Source organism: Streptomyces sp. NPDC016562 (genome assembly GCF_043076955.1).
Lineage (GTDB): Bacteria > Actinomycetota > Actinomycetes > Streptomycetales > Streptomycetaceae > Streptomyces.
Map to the genome: position 1 here is coordinate 1,656,996 of NZ_JBIBRZ010000001.1, position 20,940 is coordinate 1,677,935.

Annotated in this window: 23 protein-coding genes; 15 read left to right on the forward strand and 8 right to left on the reverse strand. The window is 72.7% G+C overall.

Annotated elements, in window-relative coordinates; translation table 11 throughout:
• Positions 1-14 precede the first annotated feature (14 nt).
• Entirely contained in the window at positions 15-317 is a 303-nt protein-coding gene (locus ACF059_RS07615) for an urease subunit gamma (RefSeq protein WP_361945920.1), read from the reverse strand.
• A gap of 319 nt (positions 318-636) precedes the next feature.
• Between ACF059_RS07615 and ACF059_RS07620 the strand changes: the two genes are divergently transcribed.
• Positions 637-1,029, forward strand: coding sequence for a VOC family protein (locus ACF059_RS07620; protein WP_392052735.1), 393 nt, complete (start codon positions 637-639; stop codon positions 1,027-1,029).
• A 39-nt stretch (positions 1,030-1,068) separates the two neighbouring features.
• Here ACF059_RS07620 and ACF059_RS07625 read toward each other — a convergent pair whose 3' ends face one another.
• Positions 1,069-1,518 (reverse strand): ATP-binding protein, encoded by a 450-nt coding sequence (locus ACF059_RS07625; protein WP_392052738.1) that lies wholly within the window; start codon positions 1,516-1,518, stop codon positions 1,069-1,071.
• A gap of 197 nt (positions 1,519-1,715) precedes the next feature.
• Between ACF059_RS07625 and ACF059_RS07630 the strand changes: the two genes are divergently transcribed.
• Together ACF059_RS07630 and ACF059_RS07635 are read left to right on the forward strand one after the other, a co-directional pair.
• Positions 1,716-2,600 carry a helix-turn-helix transcriptional regulator gene (locus tag ACF059_RS07630; RefSeq protein WP_361945929.1) on the forward strand — a complete coding sequence of 295 codons (885 nt, stop codon included), beginning with the start codon at positions 1,716-1,718 and terminating at the stop codon, positions 2,598-2,600.
• 12 nt (positions 2,601-2,612) lie between these two features.
• The gene (locus ACF059_RS07635; RefSeq protein WP_392052741.1) at positions 2,613-2,834 is read left to right on the forward strand and encodes a DUF397 domain-containing protein; all 222 of its coding nucleotides are present in this window, start codon (positions 2,613-2,615) and stop codon (positions 2,832-2,834) included.
• Positions 2,835-2,852: 18 nt separating this feature from the next.
• On the opposite strand, the gene ACF059_RS07640 is transcribed toward ACF059_RS07635, so the two are convergent.
• Positions 2,853-4,025: an 8-amino-7-oxononanoate synthase gene (locus ACF059_RS07640; RefSeq protein ID WP_392052744.1), complete on the reverse strand. Its 1,173-nt coding sequence runs from the start codon at positions 4,023-4,025 to the stop codon at positions 2,853-2,855.
• Between the two features lie 157 nt (positions 4,026-4,182).
• On the opposite strand from ACF059_RS07640, the gene bioB reads away from it, so the two are divergent.
• The 3 genes from bioB to bioD are packed head-to-tail and all read left to right on the forward strand — an operon-like array spanning position 4,183 to position 7,502.
• Positions 4,183-5,439, forward strand: a complete 1,257-nt coding sequence (gene bioB / locus ACF059_RS07645; protein WP_392052747.1) for a biotin synthase BioB — start codon at positions 4,183-4,185, stop codon at positions 5,437-5,439.
• The gene (locus ACF059_RS07650; RefSeq protein ID WP_392052750.1) at positions 5,432-6,754 is read left to right on the forward strand and encodes an adenosylmethionine--8-amino-7-oxononanoate transaminase; all 1,323 of its coding nucleotides are present in this window, start codon (positions 5,432-5,434) and stop codon (positions 6,752-6,754) included. Before bioB ends, ACF059_RS07650 begins: the two co-directional genes overlap by 8 nt.
• Before the next feature lies 1 nt (position 6,755).
• On the forward strand, positions 6,756-7,502 hold the full coding sequence (gene bioD, locus ACF059_RS07655; protein WP_392052753.1) for a dethiobiotin synthase: 747 nt from the start codon (positions 6,756-6,758) through the stop codon (positions 7,500-7,502).
• Between the two features lie 33 nt (positions 7,503-7,535).
• Here bioD and ACF059_RS07660 read toward each other — a convergent pair whose 3' ends face one another.
• A complete protein-coding gene (locus ACF059_RS07660; RefSeq protein ID WP_392052756.1) occupies positions 7,536-7,958 on the reverse strand; it encodes a GNAT family N-acetyltransferase in 423 nt (140 codons plus the stop codon).
• A 206-nt stretch (positions 7,959-8,164) separates the two neighbouring features.
• Between ACF059_RS07660 and ACF059_RS07665 the strand changes: the two genes are divergently transcribed.
• From ACF059_RS07665 to mug, 5 genes are all read left to right on the forward strand, one after another.
• The gene (locus ACF059_RS07665; RefSeq protein ID WP_392052759.1) at positions 8,165-9,502 is read left to right on the forward strand and encodes a hemolysin family protein; all 1,338 of its coding nucleotides are present in this window, start codon (positions 8,165-8,167) and stop codon (positions 9,500-9,502) included.
• Positions 9,499-10,518 carry a hemolysin family protein gene (locus ACF059_RS07670; protein WP_392052761.1) on the forward strand — a complete coding sequence of 340 codons (1,020 nt, stop codon included), beginning with the start codon at positions 9,499-9,501 and terminating at the stop codon, positions 10,516-10,518. Before ACF059_RS07665 ends, ACF059_RS07670 begins: the two co-directional genes overlap by 4 nt.
• Before the next feature lie 67 nt (positions 10,519-10,585).
• Positions 10,586-11,377: an SGNH/GDSL hydrolase family protein gene (locus ACF059_RS07675; RefSeq protein ID WP_392052764.1), complete on the forward strand. Its 792-nt coding sequence runs from the start codon at positions 10,586-10,588 to the stop codon at positions 11,375-11,377.
• Between the two features lie 71 nt (positions 11,378-11,448).
• Positions 11,449-12,882: an adenylosuccinate lyase gene (purB, locus tag ACF059_RS07680; RefSeq protein WP_366868971.1), complete on the forward strand. Its 1,434-nt coding sequence runs from the start codon at positions 11,449-11,451 to the stop codon at positions 12,880-12,882.
• Positions 12,879-13,427, forward strand: a complete 549-nt coding sequence (mug, locus tag ACF059_RS07685) for a G/U mismatch-specific DNA glycosylase (RefSeq protein WP_392053137.1) — start codon at positions 12,879-12,881, stop codon at positions 13,425-13,427. The genes purB and mug overlap by 4 nt, the downstream gene beginning before the upstream one ends.
• Before the next feature lie 17 nt (positions 13,428-13,444).
• Here mug and ACF059_RS07690 read toward each other — a convergent pair whose 3' ends face one another.
• Genes ACF059_RS07690 through ACF059_RS07700 form a run of 3 tightly spaced genes read right to left on the reverse strand, consistent with a single transcriptional unit; the run spans position 13,445 to position 15,644 of the window.
• Entirely contained in the window at positions 13,445-13,882 is a 438-nt protein-coding gene (locus ACF059_RS07690; protein ID WP_392052767.1) for a hypothetical protein, read from the reverse strand.
• A gap of 40 nt (positions 13,883-13,922) precedes the next feature.
• Positions 13,923-14,675 carry an ABC transporter permease gene (locus tag ACF059_RS07695; protein ID WP_392052770.1) on the reverse strand — a complete coding sequence of 251 codons (753 nt, stop codon included), beginning with the start codon at positions 14,673-14,675 and terminating at the stop codon, positions 13,923-13,925.
• Positions 14,676-14,732: 57 nt separating this feature from the next.
• Positions 14,733-15,644: an ATP-binding cassette domain-containing protein gene (locus tag ACF059_RS07700; protein ID WP_392052773.1), complete on the reverse strand. Its 912-nt coding sequence runs from the start codon at positions 15,642-15,644 to the stop codon at positions 14,733-14,735.
• Between the two features lie 107 nt (positions 15,645-15,751).
• Here ACF059_RS07700 and ACF059_RS07705 point away from each other — a divergent pair, with 107 nt between their 5' ends.
• The 3 genes from ACF059_RS07705 (at position 15,752) to ACF059_RS07715 (ending at position 18,841) form a co-directional block, all read left to right on the forward strand.
• The gene (locus ACF059_RS07705; RefSeq protein WP_392052776.1) at positions 15,752-16,927 is read left to right on the forward strand and encodes a sensor histidine kinase; all 1,176 of its coding nucleotides are present in this window, start codon (positions 15,752-15,754) and stop codon (positions 16,925-16,927) included.
• A 4-nt stretch (positions 16,928-16,931) separates the two neighbouring features.
• Positions 16,932-17,582, forward strand: a complete 651-nt coding sequence (locus ACF059_RS07710) for a response regulator (protein WP_392052778.1) — start codon at positions 16,932-16,934, stop codon at positions 17,580-17,582.
• A 101-nt stretch (positions 17,583-17,683) separates the two neighbouring features.
• Positions 17,684-18,841, forward strand: coding sequence for an ROK family protein (locus ACF059_RS07715; protein WP_360898370.1), 1,158 nt, complete (start codon positions 17,684-17,686; stop codon positions 18,839-18,841).
• A gap of 124 nt (positions 18,842-18,965) precedes the next feature.
• On the opposite strand, the gene ACF059_RS07720 is transcribed toward ACF059_RS07715, so the two are convergent.
• Positions 18,966-19,736 carry a GntR family transcriptional regulator gene (locus ACF059_RS07720; protein ID WP_392052781.1) on the reverse strand — a complete coding sequence of 257 codons (771 nt, stop codon included), beginning with the start codon at positions 19,734-19,736 and terminating at the stop codon, positions 18,966-18,968.
• 286 nt (positions 19,737-20,022) lie between these two features.
• Here ACF059_RS07720 and ACF059_RS07725 point away from each other — a divergent pair, with 286 nt between their 5' ends.
• Positions 20,023-20,889 carry an alpha/beta fold hydrolase gene (locus tag ACF059_RS07725; RefSeq protein WP_392052784.1) on the forward strand — a complete coding sequence of 289 codons (867 nt, stop codon included), beginning with the start codon at positions 20,023-20,025 and terminating at the stop codon, positions 20,887-20,889.
• Positions 20,890-20,940: the final 51 nt, after the last annotated feature.

Consider the following 20,940-nt stretch of genomic DNA (forward strand, 5'->3'; position numbering starts at 1 on the left):
GCGGGGCCTCCCTGTCAGACGATCGGGTCGTGGACGGTGACGAGCTTGGTGCCGTCGGGGAAGGTGGCCTCGACCTGGACGTCGTGGATCATCTCGGGGATGCCCGGCATGACCTCGTCGCGGCGCAGGACGGTGCGGCCCGAGGCCATGAGCTCGGCCACGGTGCGGCCGTCGCGGGCCCCTTCGAGGATGTGCGTCGTGATCAGGGCGATCGCCTCGGGGTGGTTGAGGCGCACTCCGCGCGCCCGGCGCTTCTCGGCCACGTCTGCGGCGACGTGGATGAGCAGTCTCTCCTGCTCGTGCGGTGTCAAGTGCACACGTATCACCAAGTTTCCGTGGACCAGGTCAACAGGGGGCGAGGGTGACCCTAGTGGGCCGACAGCACCGTGTTGACCTGCGCGTATCCGTGCCAAGCAGGTCTTGCCCAACGCAGAGGAAGGCTTTCCGTGCCCACCACCGCCGCTTTACCGGATCATGGAGGAGCGGGGGTGCACGGAGGTGACCGCCACGCTAGGCGCCGCGTTTTTCCGTTGGGTTAACCCAGGTTTCGGGCAGGCGCCGCGCTCAATTGCGTTGCCCCGGCCGGCCGGGGTTCCGTATACAGATGCGCGAGCGGATGCCCCACCGAGGAGAGACATGTTCATCAACCCCGTCCGGCACATCACCTTCGACGCTCACGACCCCTACCGGGTCGCCCGGTTCTGGTCCGAGGTCACGGGCTGGCCCGTGCACTCCGACGACGTCGAGGGCGACGACGAGGTCCTGGTGGATCCCGGGCAGCCCGGCGTGCCCGGACTGCTGTTCATCCGGGTGCCGGAGGCCAAGTCCGTCAAGAACCGGGTCCACTTGGACATCCAGCCGCCCACGGGCACGCGGGACGAGACGGTCGAGCGCCTGGTCGGGCTCGGCGCGAGGATCGTGGACGACCAGCGCGCGCGGGACGGGGTCATGGGGTGGGTCGTGCTCGCCGACCCCGAGGGCAATGAGCTGTGCGTCGAGCGCAGCGCGGGGGAACGCGGCCTCGTCTGAGCGGGCCGTGGTTCTGAGCCGGGGCCGTAGCGGTGGGGGTCAGCAGCCGGTGACGCTTCCGGCCGGCGCACCCACGGTCCAGGGCAGGGCGATCCACACGGTCTTGCCCCCGTCCTCGGTCGGGCTCACGGAGAGCCGGCCGCCCGCCTCCGCGGCGAGCCAGCGGATGATGACCATGCCCCGGCCGTTGTCCTGCTGGACGGCGGCGGGGAGCCGCCGGGGCCAGCGGGGATGACTGTCCGTCACCCCGACGCGCAGCCACTCCCCACGCTCCAGCCGGAGGTCGACGGTGAAGGTGGGCGACTGGCCGAACGTATGCTGGACGGCGTTGGTGGCGAGCTCCGAGACGATCAGCCGGACGCTGTCCGCGGTCTCGGCGTCATCGGGGAGTCCCCATTCGGTCAGCACCTCCGCGACGTAGCGCCGGGCGGCGGAGACCGAAGCGGGATCGCTCGGCAGAGTGACGGATGCTTCCTGGTGATCTGCCATGGCGACGGTCCCTTTCCCACCGGGGCGCAGCCGCCCCGGATCTGTGCTGGACGCCAGAGTGCCACCCATCGTGCCGCCGTATCAGCCCTTCTCCCAAGATGTGCATATATCTGTCGCTCGATGCGGTGAACTCTGCTACGGAAGAGCGTATTTGGACGGCAGACTGGTGCGACCTGTGCCGGTGGAAGGAGGCGGACGTGCAGCACGGTCCCGCGGTGCGCCGGCGCAAGCTCGGCGAGGAACTGCGCGCCCTGCGTGACCGGTCCGGGCTCACCAGTGGTGAGGCCGCCCGGATCGTGGGATGGCACCAGTCGAAAATCAGCCGCATCGAGACGGGCCGCAGTGGCGTGAAACCGGAGGACATCCGGTTGCTCCTCGACGCCTACGGGGAGATCGTGCGCCCGGAGCAGCGCGCGCTGCTGGAGGCGCTGTCGGCCTCGGCCGCGGGTCCCGGGCCGGGCGGCGACACCGGGCGGGGCCGCCAGTGGTGGCACGACTACCGCGGACTGCTGCCGCAGGAGTACCGGGACTTCATCAGCCTGGAGGCGGGGGCCCGATCGGCCCGCACCGTGGAACTGTCCGTGGTGCCGGGTCTGTTGCAGACGCCGGGCTACGCCAGGGCCGTGACCAGGGCCGCGCTGGGCGGGCTCCCGGAACCGAAGGTGGACGCGCTGGTCGACGTGCGGCTGGCCCGGCAGGCGGTCCTGCGGGCGGATCCGCCGCTGGAGCTGAGCGCGGTGCTGGACGAGGCGGTGCTGCGGCGGCAGATCGGCGGGCCGGGTGTGATGGCGGAGCAGCTGCGGCACCTGGTGGAGGTGTCACGGCTTCCTCAAGTGCGGTTGCAGGTCCTGCCGTTCAGCGTAGGGGGGCATCTCGGCCTCACCGGGCCGTTCGTCATCTTCTCATTTCCGAACATCGCCGATCTGGATGTGGTGGTACTCGACCATTTGACGAGTAGCCTCTATCTGGAGCGGAAGGAAGACCTAGAGGCGTACAGCGCCGCGTTCCGCACCATCCAGGCGCACGCCCTCCCGCCCCAGGACTCGTCGGATCTCATCAGCTCACTTGCTGGCGACGCGTAAGGAGGCACCCCTGTGTCCGCAACCCCCCATAGTTCCAGCGGACTTCTGACCAGCGCGCGGTGGCGGCGCAGCAGCCGCAGTACCGGAATGAACAACTGCGTGGAGGCGGCCGTCCTCGACGACGGCCTGCTGGCCGTCCGCGACTCCAAGCGGGCGGACGGCCCGGCCGTGCTCTTCACCGGGCCGGCCTGGGACGGCTTCCTCGCCACGGTCCGGGCGCGGCCGCGCCCGTAACTCCGGCCGCACCAGGACCTAGCGGTCCGTGGCACCGGCGGGCGCGGTCCGAAGGATCGTCCCGACGGCCCGCTCGATCTCGTCCCCCGTGAGATCGGCCCGGGCGGTCAGCCGCAGCCGGGAGATGCCGTCCGGCACCGACGGCGGCCGGAAGCACCCCACGGACAGACCTGCCTCGCGGCAGTCGGCGGCCCAGCGCAGTGCCGCCGACGCCGACGGGGCCCGTACCGACACCACGGCCGCGTCCGGCCGGGCCGCGGTCAGGCCGGACGCGGTGAGCCGCCCGTACAGCAGGGCGGCCACCTCGCGGGCGCGGCCCGCGCGCTCCGGTTCGCGCTGGAGCAGGCGCAGGCTCGCCAGGGCGGCGCCCGCCGCGGCCGGGGCGAGCCCCGTGTCGAAGATGAAGGTGCGCGCCGTGTTGACGAGGTGCCGGATCACCTTGGCCGGGCCGAGCACGGCCCCGCCCTGGCTGCCCAGGGACTTGGAGAGGGTCATGGTGGCGACGACGTCGGGCGCGCCCGCGAGCCCGGCCGCGTGCAGCGCGCCGCGGCCTCCCTCGCCCAGGACGCCCAGGCCGTGGGCGTCGTCGACGACCAGGGCGGCGCCCTCGGCGCGGCAGGCGGCGGCGTACTCGGCCAGCGGGGCGGCGTCCCCGTCGACGGAGAACACCGAGTCGCTGACCAGCAGGGCCCGGCCCTCGTGCGCGGCGAGCGTCTTGCGCGCGGTGTCTGGGTCGCTGTGCGCCACCACCGCGGTCCCGGCGCGCGAGAGGCGGCAGCCGTCGACGATCGAGGCGTGGTTCCCCGCGTCGGAGACGACCAGCGTGCCCCGGTCGCTGAGCGCGGTGACGGCGGCGAGGTTGGCCGCGTATCCGGAGGACAGGACCAGCGCGGCCTCGAAACCGCAGAAGGCGGCCAGTTCCCGTTCGAGCTCGGCGTGGAGCTCGGTCGTACCGGTGACCAGCCGGGAGCCGGTGGCGCCGGCGCCCCAGCGCTCGGCCGCCTCCTGCGCCCCGCGGACGGTCTCGGGGTGCCGCGACAGGCCGAGGTAGTCGTTGCTCGCGAGGTCCAGCAGGGGCGAGTGCGGCGGCCGCGGACGGAGCGTGCGGACCAGTCCGGCCCGCTCGCGCGCGGCCTCCGCGGCATCGATCCAGTCGAAGACACCCACCGGGTCGGGAGTGTGCTGGGGCATCGGCATGTCCTCGCGTTTTGTCGGCAGTCCACAGACCTGCCCGAACCCTAGCCGCCGTGACCTCTGCGCCAGGTGTGGCGATACACACACACCCATCCGGCCATGTTGTGCGATCTCTCCTTGGCCGGGAGTGGTCGTGTGGTCCAGGATCGGGTTCATGGACCTGCTGAACACCCTGGTGGACAAGGGGCTGCGGCGCGAGCTGCCGACCCGCGAAGAAGCGCTCGCCGTACTGGCGACTTCTGACGACGAACTGCTCGACGTGGTGGCCGCGGCCGGCAAGGTGCGCCGCCAGTGGTTCGGGCGTCGGGTCAAGCTGAACTACCTGGTCAACCTGAAGTCGGGCCTGTGCCCCGAGGACTGCTCCTACTGCTCCCAGCGCCTGGGGTCGAAGGCCGAGATCCTCAAGTACACGTGGCTGAAGCCGGAAGAGGCCTCCCAGGCCGCCGCCGCCGGTGTCGCGGGCGGCGCGAAGCGCGTCTGCCTGGTCGCCAGCGGCCGCGGGCCGACGGACCGGGACGTGGACCGGGTCGGCAAGACGATCGAGGCGATCAAGGAGCAGAACGAGGGCATCGAGGTCTGTGCCTGCCTCGGCCTGCTCTCGGACGGGCAGGCGGAGCGGCTGCGGGACGCGGGCGCCGACGCGTACAACCACAACCTCAACACCTCCGAGGCGACGTACGGTCAGATCACCAAGACCCACACCTACGCGGACCGGGTCGACACGGTGCAAAAGGCACACGCCGCCGGTCTGTCCGCCTGCTCCGGCCTGATCGCGGGCATGGGCGAGAGCGACGAGGACCTGGTCGACGTGGTCTACGCGCTGCGGGACCTGGACTCGGACTCGGTGCCGGTCAACTTCCTGATCCCGTTCGAGGGGACCCCGCTCGCCAAGGAGTGGAACCTCACCCCGCAGCGCTGCCTGCGGATCCTCGCGATGGTCCGCTTCGTCTGCCCCGACGTGGAGGTCCGCATCGCGGGCGGCCGCGAGGTGCACCTGCGCTCCATGCAGCCGCTCGCGCTGCACGTGGCGAACTCGATCTTCCTGGGTGACTACCTCACCAGTGAGGGCCAGGCCGGCCAGGCCGACCTCGACATGATCGCGGACGCCGGTTTCGAGGTGGAGGGCGCCGGTACGACGACCCTGCCCGCGCACCGCTCCGACGTGGCGGCCGCGGCCCCCGGCGGCGGTTGCGGCTCGAACGGCGGCGCCTCCCTCTGCGGTTCGGGTGCGGACGCGGCTGCGACCGGCGAGGCCCCGGCGGGCTGCGGCTCGGCGTGCGGCGGCTGCTCCGGGCACGGGCACGCGGAGGCGACGCCCGTACGGGCCCAGGCCGAGGCCGGCGAGGTCCGCTCGGACCTGGTGGCCGTACGGCGCCGCGGGGCGGGGACGGACGTCGCCCCCAATGCCTGATCAGCACGACCCGCTGTCGGCCGGCGCGGAACTCCTCGCGCTGGACCGCCAGCACGTCTGGCACCCGTACGGCCCGATGCCCGGCCGGCAGGAACCGCTGGTCATCGCCTCCGCCTCGGGGGTGCGGCTACGACTGGCCGAGCCCTCCCAGGGGCAGGGCCACGCCGAGCTCGTCGACGGCATGTCCTCCTGGTGGTCGGCGATCCACGGCTACAACCACCCGGCGCTCAACGAGGCCGTGACGGCGCAACTGGGCCAGATGTCGCACGTGATGTTCGGCGGGCTCACCCATGAGCCCGCCGTCCGGCTGGCCGCGCGGCTCGTCGAGATCACCCCGGCGGGGCTGGAGCACGTCTTCCTCGCCGACTCGGGCTCGGTGTCGGTCGAGGTCGCGGTCAAGATGTGCCTGCAGTACTGGCGTTCGCTGGGGCGCTCGGGCAAGACCCGGCTGCTGACCTGGCGCGGCGGCTACCACGGGGACACCTGGCAGCCGATGGCCGTGTGCGACCCCGAGGGCGGCATGCACGAGCTGTGGCAGGGTCACCTGCCGCGGCAGGTCTTCGCGGACGCGCCGCCCGGAGGCTTCGACACGCCCGTGGACCCGGCCTACGCCGACCACCTGCGCTCGCTCGTCGCCGCGCACGCGGACGAGCTGGCCGCGGTGATCGTGGAGCCCGTGGTCCAGGGGGCAGGCGGCATGCGCTTCCACAACCCGGGCTACCTGCGGGTGCTGCGCGACCTGTGCGACGAGTACGGGGTCCTGCTGATCCTGGACGAGATCGCGACGGGCTTCGGCCGCACGGGCGCGCTCTTCGCGGCCGACCACGCGGGGATCACCCCCGACGTGATGTGCCTGGGCAAATCGCTGACGGGCGGCTACCTCACCCTCGCCGCGACCCTGTGCACGGAGCGGGTGGCCGACGGGATCTCCCAGGGCGAGGTCCCGGTGCTCGCGCACGGGCCGACCTTCATGGGCAACCCGCTCGCCACCGCCGTGGCGCTCGCCTCCGTCGACCTCCTCCTCGGGCAGGACTGGGCGAGCGAGGTCAAGCGGATCGAGGCGGGGCTGCGCGAGGGGCTGGCGGCCGCGGCCGCGGTCCCCGGCGTGCGGGACGTACGCGTCCTGGGCGCGATCGGCGTGGTCCAGCTGGACCACGAGGCCGACGTGGCCGCGGCGACGCGGGCCGCGGTGCGCGAGGGCGTGTGGGTGCGCCCGTTCCGCGACCTGATCTACGTGATGCCCCCGTTCGTCACCGGCGACGCCGACGTGGCCCGTATCTGCCGCGCCGTGTGCGCGGCCGCGCAGGAAGGCTGAGATGTCCGTATGGGTCGTGTCCGGGACGGGCACGGAGATCGGCAAGACGGTGGTCACCTCGGCGGTCGCGGCCGCCGCGGTGGCGGCCGGCCGTACGGTGGCGGTGCTCAAGCCCGCACAGACGGGCGTCGGGCCGCAGGAACCGGGGGACGCCGCCGAGGCGGTCCGGCTGGCCGGCCCCTCCGTCACGGCGGTGGAACTGGCCCGCTACCCCGAACCCCTCGCCCCCAACACCGCGGCGCGCCGCGCGGGGCTGGCGGCCGTCTCCCCGGCGCAGGTCGCGGAGGCCGCGCGGCGGTTGTCCGCGGACCACGACCTGGTCCTGGTGGAAGGTGCGGGCGGGCTGCTCGTCCACTTCGACGACGAGGGCAACACCCTGGCCGACGCGGCCCGCCTCCTCGGCGCCCCGACCCTGATCGTCGCCCAGGCGGGCCTGGGGACCCTCAACTCCACCGCCCTGACGGCGCAGGCCCTGCGGGCCCGGGACCTGGAGGCGCTGGGCGTGGTGGTGGGCAGCTGGCCGCAGAGCCCGGACCTGGCCGCCCGCTGCAACCTGGCGGACTTCCCCCGCACCTCGGGCCTGCCCCTGCTCGGCGCGGTCCCCGAGGGGTCGGGAGCCCTGCCGCCGGAGCGGTTCCGCACCGAGGCCCCGGCCTGGCTGGCCCCCGGCCTGTCGGGCACCTGGTCGGCACAGGCGTTCCTCGCCGCCTGGTCGCCCCCGGCCTACGCCGCCCCGGCGGACGCCTGAGGCGGGTCCGCGCACCCCGGCCGCACGGCACCCTCAGCCGAGCGGCTTGACCCAGCGCGTCCACTGCTCCTGCGGGCTGTACCCCACCGCGTCCCACACGCGGTGCGCCCGCTCGTTGCGGTCGAGCACCATCGCGTCGCCCCGCCGGCCGCCGAGCTCCGTGAACCGTTGCTCGGCGGCCGCCAGCAGCGCCGCCGCGATCCCCTGCCTGCGGTGCCCCGGGTGGACGGCCAGCCGGTACAGGTGGCAGCGCCAGCCGTCGAACCCGGCGATCACCGTCCCGACGAGCTCGCCGTCGCGCCGGGCGAGCAGCAGCGCGTCCGGGTCCCGGTCGTGGAGGCGCTCGACGCCGGCGAGGTCGTCGCTGATACTCGTGCCCTCGGCGGCGGCCTTCCAGAAGTCCAGGACGGTGTCGAGGTCGGCAGCCGACGCGGGGCCGATATGAAGATCACTCATGTCCGGAATCCCATCACCCGGTCGCGCTCCCCCAAAAGAATGATCCGCTGCCTTTGCCCGTCCTTTACCATGGCTGCAAAGGTCCCCTCAGGTGAAAGGTGTGAGCGTCCGCCCATGGGCGAGCCTCCCAGTCCACGACATACCCGTTCGCGAGATCGCGCGGTCCCCCTCCTCCTGGCCGATCATGGGACGGAGGTGATCGACCGATGACCGAAGTGCTCCTTCTCGTCGTGGCACTGCTGCTCTGCGTCGCCTGCGGGGTCTTCGTCGCGGCCGAGTTCTCGCTGACGACCGTCGAGCGCAGCGAGCTCGAACAGGCCGTCGAGCGCGGCGAGCGCGGGGCCGACAGCGCCTTGGCGGCCGTCCGCACCCTGACGTTCCAGCTCTCCGGCGCCCAGCTCGGCATCACCGTGACCGGCCTGGTCATCGGCATGATCTCCAAGCCCTCGATCTCCACCCTGCTCCAAGGCCCCCTGGAATCCGTGGGTCTGTCGGCCGCAGCAGCGTCCTCCACCGCCCTGGTGCTCGGCACCGTGGTGTCGACGGTCGTCCTGATGGTCATCGGTGAGCTGGTGCCCAAGAACTGGGCCATCTCCTCCCCCCTGGCGATCGCCAAGCGCGTCGCGACGATGCAGCGGGTCTTCAGCCGGGCCTTCAAGCCCCTGATCAGCCACCTCAACACCACCGCGAACCACATGGTGCGCCGCTTCGGCATGGAGCCGGCCGAGGAGCTGGCCTCCGCGCGCACCCCGCAGGAGCTCGTCGCGCTGGCGCGGCACTCCGCGAAGGCGGGCGCCCTGGAGAAGGACACCGCCGAGCTGTTCGTACGGACCCTGAACCTGGCCGATCTGACCGCGGAGAACGTGATGACCCCGCGCGTCCAGGTCACCGCCCTCGACGTGCAGACCACCGCGGGGGACGTGGCGAACGCGACGCTGGCCACCGGCCTGTCCCGTTTCCCCGTCTACCGCGGCAGCCTCGACACCGTCGTCGGCACGGTCCACATCAAGGACGTGCTGGCGCTGCCCGCCGAGGAGCGTTACCGCTATCCCGTGGCGCAGCTGCTGCGCGAGCCCCTCCTCGTACCGGAGTCCCTGACCGTGGACCGGCTGCTGGACCGGCTGTCCGGCAAGCAGACGATGGCCGTGGTCATCGACGAGTACGGCGGCACGGCCGGAGTGGCCACGCTGGAGGACATCGTCGAGGAGGTGGTCGGCGAGGTCCGCGACGAGCACGACCCGCACGAGACCTCGGACCTGGCCCCGGCCGGTACGGACGACTCCGGGCGCCTGCTGTACTCCGCCGACGGCGCGGCGCGCACCGACCAGCTCCAGCGGATCGGCCTGCGGGTGCCGGACGGGCCGTACGAGACCCTGGCCGGCCTGATAGCGACGGAGCTGGGCCGGATCCCGGCCGTCGGCGACCGTCTGGAGCTGGGCGGCTGGCGGCTGGACGTGGTGGACGCGGGCGGGCGACGGGCCGCGCGGGTGCTGCTGCACGCCCCGGCCGAAGCGGCCGACGACCCGAAGGGGGACGCCCGATGACCGCGATCCAGCTGTTGATCGGTCTGGCGACCCTGGTGGTCAACGCCTTCTTCGTCGGCGCAGAGTTCGCGATGATCTCGGTCCGGCGCAGCCAGATCGAGCCGTACGCCGAGCAGGGCGACCGGCGGGCCCGCGCCGTCATGTGGGGCCTGGAGCACCTGTCGGCGCTGATGGCAGCGGCCCAGCTGGGCATCACGCTGTGCACCCTGGTGCTGGGTGTGGTGGCCGAGCCGGCCATCGCCCACCTGCTGACCCCGATGTTCGACGCCGTGGGGGTGCCGGGCGGCGTGACGCACGCCGTCTCCTTCGTCGTGGCCCTGGCACTGGCGACGTACCTGCACATGCTCTTCGGCGAGATGGTGCCGAAGAACGTCGCCCTGTCCGAGCCGGTGCGCACCGCGCTGCTGCTGGGACCGCCGCTGGTGGCCCTGACGCGGGGGCTGCGGCCGGTAATCTTCGCGATCAACGCCTTCGCCAACACCCTGCTGCGGCTGCTGCGGGTCGAGGCGAAGGACGAGGTCGCCGCGACCTTCTCGGACGACGAGCTGGCGCGGATGGTCAAGGACTCCAGTGACGCCGGGCTCATCGACGACCGGGCGAGCGAGCGCCTGCACGACGCCCTGGAGCTGGGCCGCCGGCCCGTGCGCGACGTGGTGTTGCCGCGCGACCGGGTGGTGCCGGCGCGGGAGGGCATCACTCCGGCCGGGCTGGAGCGGCTCGCGGCCGAGTCCGGCTACTCGCGTTTCCCCGTCATCGACGCGCAGCACGGCATCCTCGGCTACCTGCACGTGAAGGACGCCCTGGAGGCGGACGCACGGGACGAGCCGTTCCCGGTCTCGGCGCTGCGGCCGATCGCCCAGGTCAGGGCGGAGACCCCGCTGGACGACGTGCTGACCGCCATGCGGCGCAGCCGTACGCACCTGGCGGCGGTCCTCGGGGCGGACGGCACCATGACGGGGCTGGTGACGATGGAGGACGTACTGCGGGAGCTGTTCGGCAGGCCCGCCTCCGCCTGAGCCGTCCGGGACGCGTGGTGCCCTGGCCCTCCGGGGCTGGGGTACCGCGCGGTAACATCGTTCGGCCATGGAAATCAACGCCTCTTACAGCAGTCTCGTCGCGGTCGGCGACTCCTTCACCGAGGGCATGTCCGACCTCCTCCCGGACGGCTCCTACCGGGGCTGGGCCGACCTGCTGGCCGCCCGCCTCGCCGCGCGGGAACCGGGCTTCCGCTACGCGAACCTCGCGGTCCGCGGGAAGCTGATCGGGCAGATCGCCGAGGACCAGGCACCGGTGGCGGCGGCCATGGGCGCCGACGTGGTGACCCTGGTGGGCGGGCTGAACGACGCACTGCGCCCCAAAGTGGACATGGGCAGGGTCCGGGCCCACCTGGAGTCCGCCGTGGAGATCCTCGCGCCCTCCTGCAAGCACCTCGTCCTGATGCGCTCCCCGGGGCGCAACGGGCCGGTGATGGAACGCTTCCGGCCCCGCATGGAAGAGCTGTTCGTCATCATCGAGGAGCTCGCCGACCGGCACGGCGCCCTGGTGGTGGACCTGTACGGGGCCCCGGCGCTCGGGGACCCGCGGATGTGGGACGTCGACCGGCTGCACCTGACGGCCGAGGGCCACCGACGGGTGGCGGAGGCGGTGTGGCAGGCACTGGGCCTGCCCGCCGAAGAGGAGTGGCGCACGGAACTGCCCGCCGCCGCGCCGCCGGGCTGGGCGGTGCGCCGGACACAGGACCTGAGCTTCGCCCGCCGGCATCTGCTGCCCTGGATCGGCCGCCGCCTGACGGGCCGCTCCTCAGGTGACGGCCGCCCGGCCAAACGCCCCGAGCTGCTCCCCTACATCTCCCACGAGGACCCCGCGGTCTCGTAGCAAGCCACAATCGGGAGCGGTGGCCCTACCTGCGTAAACACACAGCCGGGGCCCAAGTAGAATCACTCCACGTGACAGCCAAGCCCCGCATCCCCAATGTCCTGGCCGGCCGCTACGCCTCCGCGGAGCTCGCCGTCCTGTGGTCCCCCGAGTACAAGGTGACGCTGGAGCGGCGGCTGTGGCTCGCCGTGCTGCGCGCCCAGAAGGACCTCGGTATCGAGGTACCGGACGCCGCCCTCGCCGACTACGAGCGCGTCCTGGAGACCGTCGACCTCGCCTCCATCGCCGAGCGCGAGAAGGTCACCCGGCACGACGTGAAGGCCCGCATCGAGGAGTTCAACGCCCTCGCCGGTCACGAGCACGTCCACAAGGGCATGACCTCGCGCGACCTCACCGAGAACGTCGAGCAGCTGCAGATCCGGCTCTCGCTGGAGCTGGCCCGGGACCGCACGGTCGCCGTCCTCGCCCGCCTCGGCAAGCTGGCTGGCGAGCACGCCGAGCTGGTCATGGCCGGCCGCTCCCACAACGTGGCCGCGCAGGCCACCACCCTGGGCAAGCGCTTCGCCACCGCGGCCGACGAGCTCCTGGTCGCCTACGACCGTCTGGAGGACCTCCTCGGGCGCTACCCGCTGCGGGGCATCAAGGGCCCGGTCGGCACCGCCCAGGACATGCTCGACCTGCTGGGCGGCGACGCCGCCAAGCTCGCCGACCTGGAGCAGCGGATCGCGGCCCACCTCGGCTTCGCCCAGGCCTTCACCTCGGTCGGCCAGGTCTACCCCCGCTCGCTCGACTACGACGTGGTCACCGCGCTGGTGCAGCTCGCCGCCGCCCCGTCGTCGATCGCCAAGACGATCCGCCTGATGGCCGGCCACGAGCTGGTCACCGAGGGCTTCAAGCCCGGCCAGGTCGGCTCCTCCGCCATGCCCCACAAGATGAACACCCGCTCCTGCGAGCGCGTGAACGGCCTCATGGTCATCCTGCGCGGCTACGCCTCGATGACGGGCGAGCTGGCCGGCGACCAGTGGAACGAGGGCGACGTCTCCTGCTCCGTGGTGCGCCGCGTGGCCCTGCCGGACGCCTTCTTCGCCTTCGACGGCCTCCTGGAGACCTTCCTGACCGTCCTCGACGAGTTCGGCGCCTTCCCGGCGGTCGTGGCCCGCGAGCTGGACCGCTACCTGCCGTTCCTCGCGACCACCAAGGTCCTGATGGGCGCGGTGCGGGCCGGTGTCGGCCGCGAGGCCGCGCACGAGGTCATCAAGGAGCACGCGGTGGCCTCCGCCCTCGCCATGCGCGAGCAGGGTGCCGAGCGCAACGAGCTGCTGGACAAGCTGGCCGCCGACGAGCGGATGCCGCTGGACCGGGCCCAGCTCGACGCATTGATGGCCGACAAGCTGTCCTTCACCGGCGCCGCGGGCGACCAGGTCGCGGCGGTGATCTCCCGCATCGAGGCGATCGCCAAGCAGCACCCGGCCGCCGCCGGATACGCCCCGGGGTCGATCCTCTGACTCCCGAAGAGCTCGACGCCGCCCGTGATCGCGTCCTTGCGGACGTGGTCGCGGGCGGTCTGCGTGTGCTGTTCTGCGGCATCAACCCCGGTCTCCTCTCCGCCGCGACGGGCCACCACTTCGCCCGCCCCGGCAACCGCTTCTGGCCCGTCCTGCACCTGTCCGGCTTCACCCCGCGCCGCCTGGCCCCCTCCGAGCAGGAGGAGCTGCTGACCTACCGGCTCGGCATCACCAACGTCGTGGCCCGTGCCACGGCCCGCGCCGACGAGCTGAGCGCCGAGGAGTTCCGCGAGGGCGGCCGCATCCTGACGGCCAAGGTGGAACTGCTGCGCCCCCAGTGGCTCGCCGTCGTAGGCGTCACCGCCTACCGCACCGCCTTCGGCGAGCGAAAGGCCCAGATCGGCCCCCAGGAGCGGACCATCGGCTCCACCCGCGTCTGGGCGCTCCCCAACCCCAGCGGCCTCAACGCCCATTGGACCGCCGAGACCATGGCCCAGGAGTACGCCCGCCTCCGCGCCGCCGCCGAGTCCCCCGACCTCCCGTAGGGCACGCCCACCGGTTCTCACGGCGGGTCGATCACCGTGACTCCTGCCATCAGCACGTAGGGGTCCTCGCGGTCCCACTGCGCCACATAGGCCACCAGCCACTGCTCCTCGGCCCGCCACAGATGCACGTGGTCGGTGGTGTTGCTCACCACGTCCCACGGCGGCGGTATCTCCTCCCCGTCGAGCCCCCGCTCCAGCAGCGACGCGACGCTGAAGACCTGCTGGTCCCCCCACCGGCCGGCCAGGGCCTGGGTGAGCGCCTCGTACTCGGCGGTGATCTGATCGGCCGCCTCGGCCCGGCCCGAACCGTCGTCGTCCCAGAAGTCCCGTGTCCATCCCAGCTGGACGAGGTGATAGCCCGGGCCGCTGATCTGCCCGCCGGACCGGACCGGCTCGGCGGGGAACTCCCCTGCCCGGAGCCGGTCGATCGTGTCGAGGTGCTCTGCCGTGGTCATACCGTCAGTATCCCGACCACCACTGACAACTGGCCCGGCGTCACGCGTCCCTGCGCCGCACCGCGAACCAGCCGGCCACCAGCGCCGCCGTCGCCCACAGGGCGGCCACCCCCAGCCCGCTCCAGGGCCCCAGGGAGCCCTGCGCGTGCATCCGCATCACCATCTGACCGGCCCGGTCGGGCATGAACTGCCCTGCCCCGCCCGCGACCTGGCCGACCACGAAGGGAACGATCAGGAGGAAGGGTATGAGCAGGCTCATCACGAGCGTGCCGCTGCGGACCAGGGCGGTCAGACCGGCCGAGAGCAGCGCGATCAGCATCAGGTAGACACCGCTGCCGAAGACCGCCCGCACCGCGCCCGGGTCGCCCAGGCCGAGTGCATCGGGGCCCATGAAGGCCTGCCCGGCGAGGAACGTGGTGAGGCCGGTGACCTGCCCCACGAGGAAGGCGAGCGCGCCGACCACGGCGACCTTCGAGAGGTACAACCGGGTCCGGTGGGGCACGGCGGTCAGCGAGACCCGCAAGGCCCCCGCCTTGAACTCACCGGCCAGCGCGGTGGCCCCGAAGGTGATGGCCGCTATCTGCCCGAAGTTGATGCCGTAGAACGCGCCGAGCAGCCGATCCTCCCCCAAGGCGCCTTCCTCCCCCGCTCCGATCGCCGCTGCAGTGAGCACGGTGATGCCGGCCGTGGCGACGAACACGGCTATGAGGGAGCCGAGGACCGATCGGGCGGACCGTATCTTGATCCATTCCGAGCGCAGGACGGGGACGGTGGGCAGGGCGGCTGTGGTCATGGCAGGGCCTCCAGGTCGAGTTCGGCGGTGGGTGGCAGACGGCTGAGGTGGACGGAGTCAGCCGGGGGCGGAGAACGGGGCGCGGTCGGCCGTGAGGTCGAGATAGGCCTCCTCCAGCGAGGCCCTTTCGTCGGTGAGCTCGATCATCGGAACCCCTGCGCGGGCGGCGAGGGCTCCGACGGCCTCGGCCTGGACGCCGTCCACGGTCCACCGCCCGTCAGATGCGGCGCTCAGCTTCCAGCCCTCGCCCTCCAGGGCGGCCCGCAAGCGCTCAGGGTCGGAGGTCCGCAGCCGGACCCTGGGGCTGCTGCGGGCTTCGATGAACTCACCTATCGAGGTGTCCGCGAGCAGCCGGCCCTGCCCGAGGACCACCAGGTGATCGACGAACGAGGCGGTCTCCGCCATCAGGTGACTGGACACCAGAACCGTGCGCCCCTCGGCGGCCAGTGCGCGCATCAGCTCTCGAATCCAGATGATGCCCTCGGGATCGAGTCCGTTGGTCGGCTCGTCCAGCAGGAACACCCCGGGGTCACCGAGCAGCGCGGCGGCGATGCCCAGGCGCTGGCGCATCCCCAGCGAGAAGGTCTTGACCCGCCGACGGGCCACCGGGGCTATGCCGGCTTGCTCCAGTACCGCGTCCACCCTTGCCGCCGGAATGTCGTTGCTGGCGGCCAGTATGAGGAGGTGGTCGCGCGCCGTGCGCCCGCCGTGGGCCGCCTGGGGGTCGAGCAGGGCTCCCACCTCGTGCAAGGGGGCCTGGAGTTCGGTGAATCGGCGGCCGCCGATGGTGGCCGTTCCCGAGGTGGCCCGGTCGAGACCCAGCAGCAGCCGCATCGTGGTGGACTTGCCGGCGCCGTTGGGTCCCAGGAATCCCGTGACGCGGCCGGGCAGGACGTCGAAGGTGAGGTGGTCCACGACACGGTGGTTGCCGTAGTCCTTGGTCAGTTCTCGGAGCTCGATGCGGTTCATGACTCCAGAGTCCCGGCCGGCCCGCCCCCTTCCCTCCCCCATGCGGGGGTGGCGTCTCCCCCACGTGGGGGAGACGGCCGTGACCTGCCCGCTGTCACGATGGGGGCATGTACCGACTGCTCCGTGCTCCGTTCCTCCCGGTGACGTACTCGCGCTGGCTGCACCTGTGCGTTCCCCTCCTGCTGCTGGCCATCTGGATGTTCATCAACCCCGCGTGGCCGTGGGTTCCGCTGCTGATCGTCATACCGTTCGGGTTCGTGCCCTGGGTGCGACTGGCCGAGGGTCTGCAGGCGCAGTTCCTGCTGACCCCGGACGAGCGCGACTCGGCCGACAGCGGTATCAGCGCCGCGCCGTCGAAGCGGTGGAGCGACCGGTGGCGGACGCTGCTGTGGCTGGAGATACGGCTGGTCGTCTCGGGCGCGGCCATGTTCGCCACCGTCACCCTGCCGTTGGCGTCGGTCGAGCTCGTCGCGAGGGCGCTCGGGCACACGCCGGCCGGCGATCCAGCGATCTGGTCCGCCCCGCCGCGCTGGGCTGCGGCTCTGCTCGCCCCGGTGCCGCTGATCGTGCTCCTCGTCGTCGTGGTGCTCCTCGGTGAGGTGATCACGCAGATCGCCAGGCGGCTACTCGGACCTTCGGCGGCCGAACGGCTCACCGCGCTGGAGGCGCGCACCGAGCAGCTGTTGGAGCGGACCCGGATCGCGCGGGAGCTGCACGACTCCATCGGGCACGCGCTGACGGTGGCGGTCGTACAGGCCGGGGCGGCGCGGGCCGCGGGTGATCCCGCGTTCACGGACCGGGCGCTGAGCGCGATCGAGGAGACGGGCCGGGCCGCGCTGGAGGACCTTGAACGGGTGCTCATGGTGCTGCGGGAGTCGGCGCAGCAGCCCTCGCAGCGGCCGACGCTGGTGGAGGCGGACCGGTTGCTGGAGTCGGCGCGGGCTTCCGGCTCTGCCGTGGACGCACAACTGACCGGTCCCCTGGAGAGTTTGCCGGGGCCCGTCACCCGGGAGGGGTACCGGATCCTGCAGGAGGCACTGACCAATGTGCTGAGGCACTGCGGCCCCGTGCCGGTCCGGGTGCGGGTGGAGATGGCCGCGGGCCGGCTGGACCTGGAGGTGACGAATCCGCTGCCGCAGCGGCCCGCCGTCGCGGTGGGCGGGGGCAGCGGGCTGCGCGGGATGCGGGAGCGGGCCGCGCTGCTCGGCGGAGACGCGCAGACCGGGCCGTATGAGGGCGGCTGGAGAGTGCACGCCCGGCTTCCGCTGGAACGAATACGCTGACCGGATGCCGGTTACCGTACTGCTCGTCGACGACGAGCCCCTGGTGCGCGCGGGTCTGCGTGCCGTCTTGGACGCCCAGCCCGACATCGAAGTGGTGGGTGAGGCGGCCGACGGGGCGTCAGTGGTCCCGCTCGTGCGGCAGCTGCGGCCCGACGTGGTGGCCATGGACGTGCGGATGCCGCTTCTCGACGGGATCGAGGCGACCCGGGCGGTCCTGCGGACGGTGGACAGCCCGCCGAAGATCCTCGTGGTGACCACCTTCGAAAACGACGAGTACGTCTACCAGGCGCTGCGGGCCGGCGCGGACGGGTTCCTGCTGAAGCGGGCCCGGCCTTCGGAGATCGTGCACGCGGTGCGGCTGGTGGCGGAGGGCGAGACGCTGCTCTTTCCGGCGGCCGTGCGGGCCCTGGCCGCGGAGTACGGGAACCAGCGGGCCCGGGCGGCACTGGAGCGGGCCGCCCTGACCGAGCGGGAGGAGGCAGTGCTGCGGCTCATGGCGCGGGGGCTCACGAACGTGGAGATCGCGTCCGAGCTGATCATCGGCACGGAGACGGTCAAGTCGCACGTCAGCGCGATTCTGGCGAAGCTGGGGGCCCGGGACCGCACGCAGGCGGTGATCGCGGCTTACGAGTCGGGGTTCGTCGCCCCGGCGTGAGGGAGGGGCTGGTCACGGGCGATGGGGGGGCTGCTTCTCGCCGCCGACCGGGGCGCACAGTACGATCCGGCTGACAAGCTCGCTAGCTGGGAGGACACACGTTGGGGCAGCTGACCGGCGGGGATCCCTCTCTGCTCCGGCGGATCAACTCCGCCGTGGTGCTGCGCGCACTGCGCGCGACCGGATCTGCGACCCTCACCGACCTCACCCGGGTGACCGGCCTCTCCCGGCCGACCGTCGAGGGCGTCATGGAGGGGCTGATGGCGACCGGGCTGGTCGTCGAGGCCGACGCGGAGGAGGGCGCGCGGCGCCAGGGGCGACCGGCCAGACGGTTCCGGTTCCGGGTCGAAGCGGGGCACCTGCTCGGCATCGAGATCGGCTCGCACCGCATCGCGGTGCTGCTGTCCGGACTGGACGGCCGCATCATCGGCGCCGGTACCAAGGACGTCGCGGAGACCGCGTCCGCCGACGAGCGGCTGGAGCGGGTGCGGGCGGCCGTCGCCGATCTGCTGCGCCGCGCCGGCGTGCCCCGGGACTCCCTGTGGGCCGTCGGGGTCGCGAGCCCCGGGATCGTGGAGGCGGACGGCACGGTCCGCCTGGGCACCGCGCTGCCCGGCTGGACGGGGCTGCCGCTCGGGGAGCGGCTGCGGCGCTCGTTCCGCTGCCCGGTCCACGTGGAGAACGACGCCAACGCGGCGGCGGTCGCCGAGCACTGGAAGGGCGCCGCCCGGGACACCGGCGACATGGTGTTCGTCATGGCGGGGCTCAGTCCTGGCGCCGGATCGCTGATCGGCGGCCGGCTGCACCGTGGCTTCGGCGGGGCCGCCGGCGAGATCGGCGCGCTCCATCTGCTGGGCCGCGAGGTCACGCCGGAGCGGCTGCTCTCGACCACCAGTGAACCGCTGCATCCGCTGGACGAGCCGGCGGTCGCCGAGGTCTTCGCGATGGCCAAGCGGGGCGACGAGCGGGCGGTGGCCGCCGTCGAGCGGTTCCTGCAGCGGCTGGTGCACGACGTGGCGGCGCTGGTGCTGGCCATGGATCCGGAGCTGGTGGTCGTCGGCGGCTGGGCGGCCGGCCTGGACGGGGTCCTGGAACCGCTGCGCCGGGAGCTGGAGCGCTACTGCCTGCGCCCGCCGCGGGTGGCCCTGTCCCTGCTCGGCGAGGCCGCGGTGGCGACCGGCGCCCTCCGGCTCGCGCTGGACCACGTGGAGGAAGAGCTCTTCGCGGTGGAGAAGACGGTCACGGCCCGCCGCAGTTGACCGTGCGGAACCCCACCCGTACGGCACCCGCCGCACCTCAGCGCCCCGCGCCGCGCTGCACCGCAAGGTACGGGCTTCGGACGTCCCGAAACCGGTACGTCCGAAACCGGACGGCCCGGCGGTGTCAGGAGGCCACGCGCGGCTCGTCGGCGATCTCCACGCCGCCCGAGTCGCCGAAGGTCAGCCGGCAGGTGTCGGCGCGGTAGGTCGCGACCGAGAGCGCGGCCGTGCCCGCGGAGGTGAAGTAGCGCGTGGTGACCAGGAGTACGGGCGCGCCGGGCAGGCGGTCCAGCTCCTTGGCGTCGTCGGCGCGGGCGGAGCCCAGCTCCACCGAGCGGTCCTGCCCGTCGAGGACCAGCCGCTGGAGCTCGCGCAGGACGGCGCGGGCGCGCGCCGGTCCGGTCGGCGCCTCGATGGCCGGCAGTCCGGGCACCGACGCGGCCGGAACGTAGAGCAGTTCTGCGGCGACGGCCTGGCCGTTCGTGACCCGCGTCCGGCGCACCGTGTGGACCGGCTGGTCGGAGGCGAAGCCGCCCCCGGTGCCCAGGAGCTTCAGCACCGCGGCCGACGGCGCGGTCTCCGTCGCGTCCACCGGCTCCCAGCCGTCGGCGCTCTCGCCGGGCCAGCTGTGCCGCGCACTGCCCACGGCGACGCCCACGCGCGGCGGCGCGACGGTGGTGCCCACTCCGCGGCGCCGCTGCAGCCGGCCTTCGAGCTCCAGCTGCTCCAGCGCCTGACGCAGGGTGGCGCGGGCGACTCCGAAACGGGCCGCGAGCTCGCGCTCGTTGGGCAGGACCTCGCCCACGGCGAAGTCCTGGTCGAGCGCCTCGCTGAGGACGGTCTTGAGGTGCCAGTACTTCGGCTCCGGCACCGTTTCGAGCTGCGTGGTCCCCACCCTGACTCCTCCTGCCATCGCTGCACTCGCCGTGTGTTCCAGCGGCAGTTCCGCGCCCTTGTTTATTAAAGGTTCCTGCACTATGCCTGCGACGATAGGACGGCGCACCCCCTTGGTCAAGACCAATGCTCAGGCCTTTGCCGGGCAGATCGGGCATACGTATCAAGCCGTTCACGGGATGTTCTCGTACTCACCGAAGGCTTGTAGTCAAGGGCTACCGGACGGTAATCATGAGGGAAGGCACTACTGACAGCCTGTCTCGCACGTCCTACCGACGAGGAGCAGCATGACCGCCACGGTCTCCTTCCCGATCGACACGCCGGTCGGCCCCCGCACCGCGACCACCACCTACGAGCGCAAGGGCTCCGGCGAACCGCTTCTCCTGCTGCACGGCATCGGCCACCACCTCCAGGCCTGGCACCCGGTCATGGACATCCTGGCCGCCGAACACGATGTGATCGCCGTCGACCTGCCCGGGTTCGGCGCCTCGCAGCCGCTGCCCGACGGGGTCCCGTACAGCCTGGGGACCGTGGCCAGGGCGCTCGCCGGGCTCTGCGCGGCGCTCGGCGTCGAGCGCCCGCACGTCGCGGGGAACTCCCTCGGCGGGCTGCTCGCCCTCGAAATGGGCCGCCGCGACCTCGTCCGCTCCGTCACCGCCCTGTCCCCCGCCGGGTTCTGGACGGAGGGCGAGCGCCGCTACGCCTTCGCCGCCCTGCGCACGATGCGCGCCGGCGCCAAGGCGCTGCCGCTGTCCGCCATGGAGCGCCTCTCGCGCACCGCCGCCGGCCGCGCCGCGCTCACCGGCAGCATCTACGCCCGCCCCGCGCGCCGTTCGCCCGAGGCCGTGGTCGCCGAGACCCTCGCCCTGCGCGGGGCCACCGGCTTCGAGGAGACCCTGGCCGCGGGTGGCTCCGTACGGTTCACCGAGGACGTGCCCGGCCTGCCGGTCACCATCGCCTGGGGCACCCGCGACCGGCTGCTGCTGCGCCGCCAGGGCGTACGCGCCAAGCACACGCTCCCCGGCGCCCGGCTGGTCCGCCTCCCGGGCTGCGGCCACGTCCCGATGAACGACGATCCGGCGCTCGTCTCCCGAGTCGTACTGGACACCGCCCGCAGCACCCGCCTAGCGGCGGCCGCGATCTCGAACGGGTGAGCGGCTGACGGCTGTTCATCCGCGGTTCGCGTGGGCGACGCGGCCGGGCCG

Bases quoted from the DNA above. Each gene is read 5' to 3' on its own strand.
- ACF059_RS07620 (WP_392052735.1), top strand. From the start codon at position 637: ATGTTCATCAACCCCGTCCGGCACATCACCTTCGACGCTCACGACCCC.
- ACF059_RS07625 (WP_392052738.1), bottom strand. From the start codon at position 1,518: ATGGCAGATCACCAGGAAGCATCCGTCACTCTGCCGAGCGATCCCGCT.
- ACF059_RS07640 (WP_392052744.1), bottom strand. From the start codon at position 4,025: ATGCCCCAGCACACTCCCGACCCGGTGGGTGTCTTCGACTGGATCGAT.
- bioB (WP_392052747.1), top strand. From the start codon at position 4,183: ATGGACCTGCTGAACACCCTGGTGGACAAGGGGCTGCGGCGCGAGCTG.
- ACF059_RS07650 (WP_392052750.1), top strand. From the start codon at position 5,432: ATGCCTGATCAGCACGACCCGCTGTCGGCCGGCGCGGAACTCCTCGCG.
- bioD (WP_392052753.1), top strand. From the start codon at position 6,756: ATGTCCGTATGGGTCGTGTCCGGGACGGGCACGGAGATCGGCAAGACG.
- ACF059_RS07660 (WP_392052756.1), bottom strand. From the start codon at position 7,958: ATGAGTGATCTTCATATCGGCCCCGCGTCGGCTGCCGACCTCGACACC.
- ACF059_RS07665 (WP_392052759.1), top strand. From the start codon at position 8,165: ATGACCGAAGTGCTCCTTCTCGTCGTGGCACTGCTGCTCTGCGTCGCC.
- ACF059_RS07670 (WP_392052761.1), top strand. From the start codon at position 9,499: ATGACCGCGATCCAGCTGTTGATCGGTCTGGCGACCCTGGTGGTCAAC.
- ACF059_RS07675 (WP_392052764.1), top strand. From the start codon at position 10,586: ATGGAAATCAACGCCTCTTACAGCAGTCTCGTCGCGGTCGGCGACTCC.
- ACF059_RS07690 (WP_392052767.1), bottom strand. From the start codon at position 13,882: ATGACCACGGCAGAGCACCTCGACACGATCGACCGGCTCCGGGCAGGG.
- ACF059_RS07695 (WP_392052770.1), bottom strand. From the start codon at position 14,675: ATGACCACAGCCGCCCTGCCCACCGTCCCCGTCCTGCGCTCGGAATGG.
- ACF059_RS07700 (WP_392052773.1), bottom strand. From the start codon at position 15,644: ATGAACCGCATCGAGCTCCGAGAACTGACCAAGGACTACGGCAACCAC.
- ACF059_RS07705 (WP_392052776.1), top strand. From the start codon at position 15,752: ATGTACCGACTGCTCCGTGCTCCGTTCCTCCCGGTGACGTACTCGCGC.
- ACF059_RS07710 (WP_392052778.1), top strand. From the start codon at position 16,932: ATGCCGGTTACCGTACTGCTCGTCGACGACGAGCCCCTGGTGCGCGCG.
- ACF059_RS07725 (WP_392052784.1), top strand. From the start codon at position 20,023: ATGACCGCCACGGTCTCCTTCCCGATCGACACGCCGGTCGGCCCCCGC.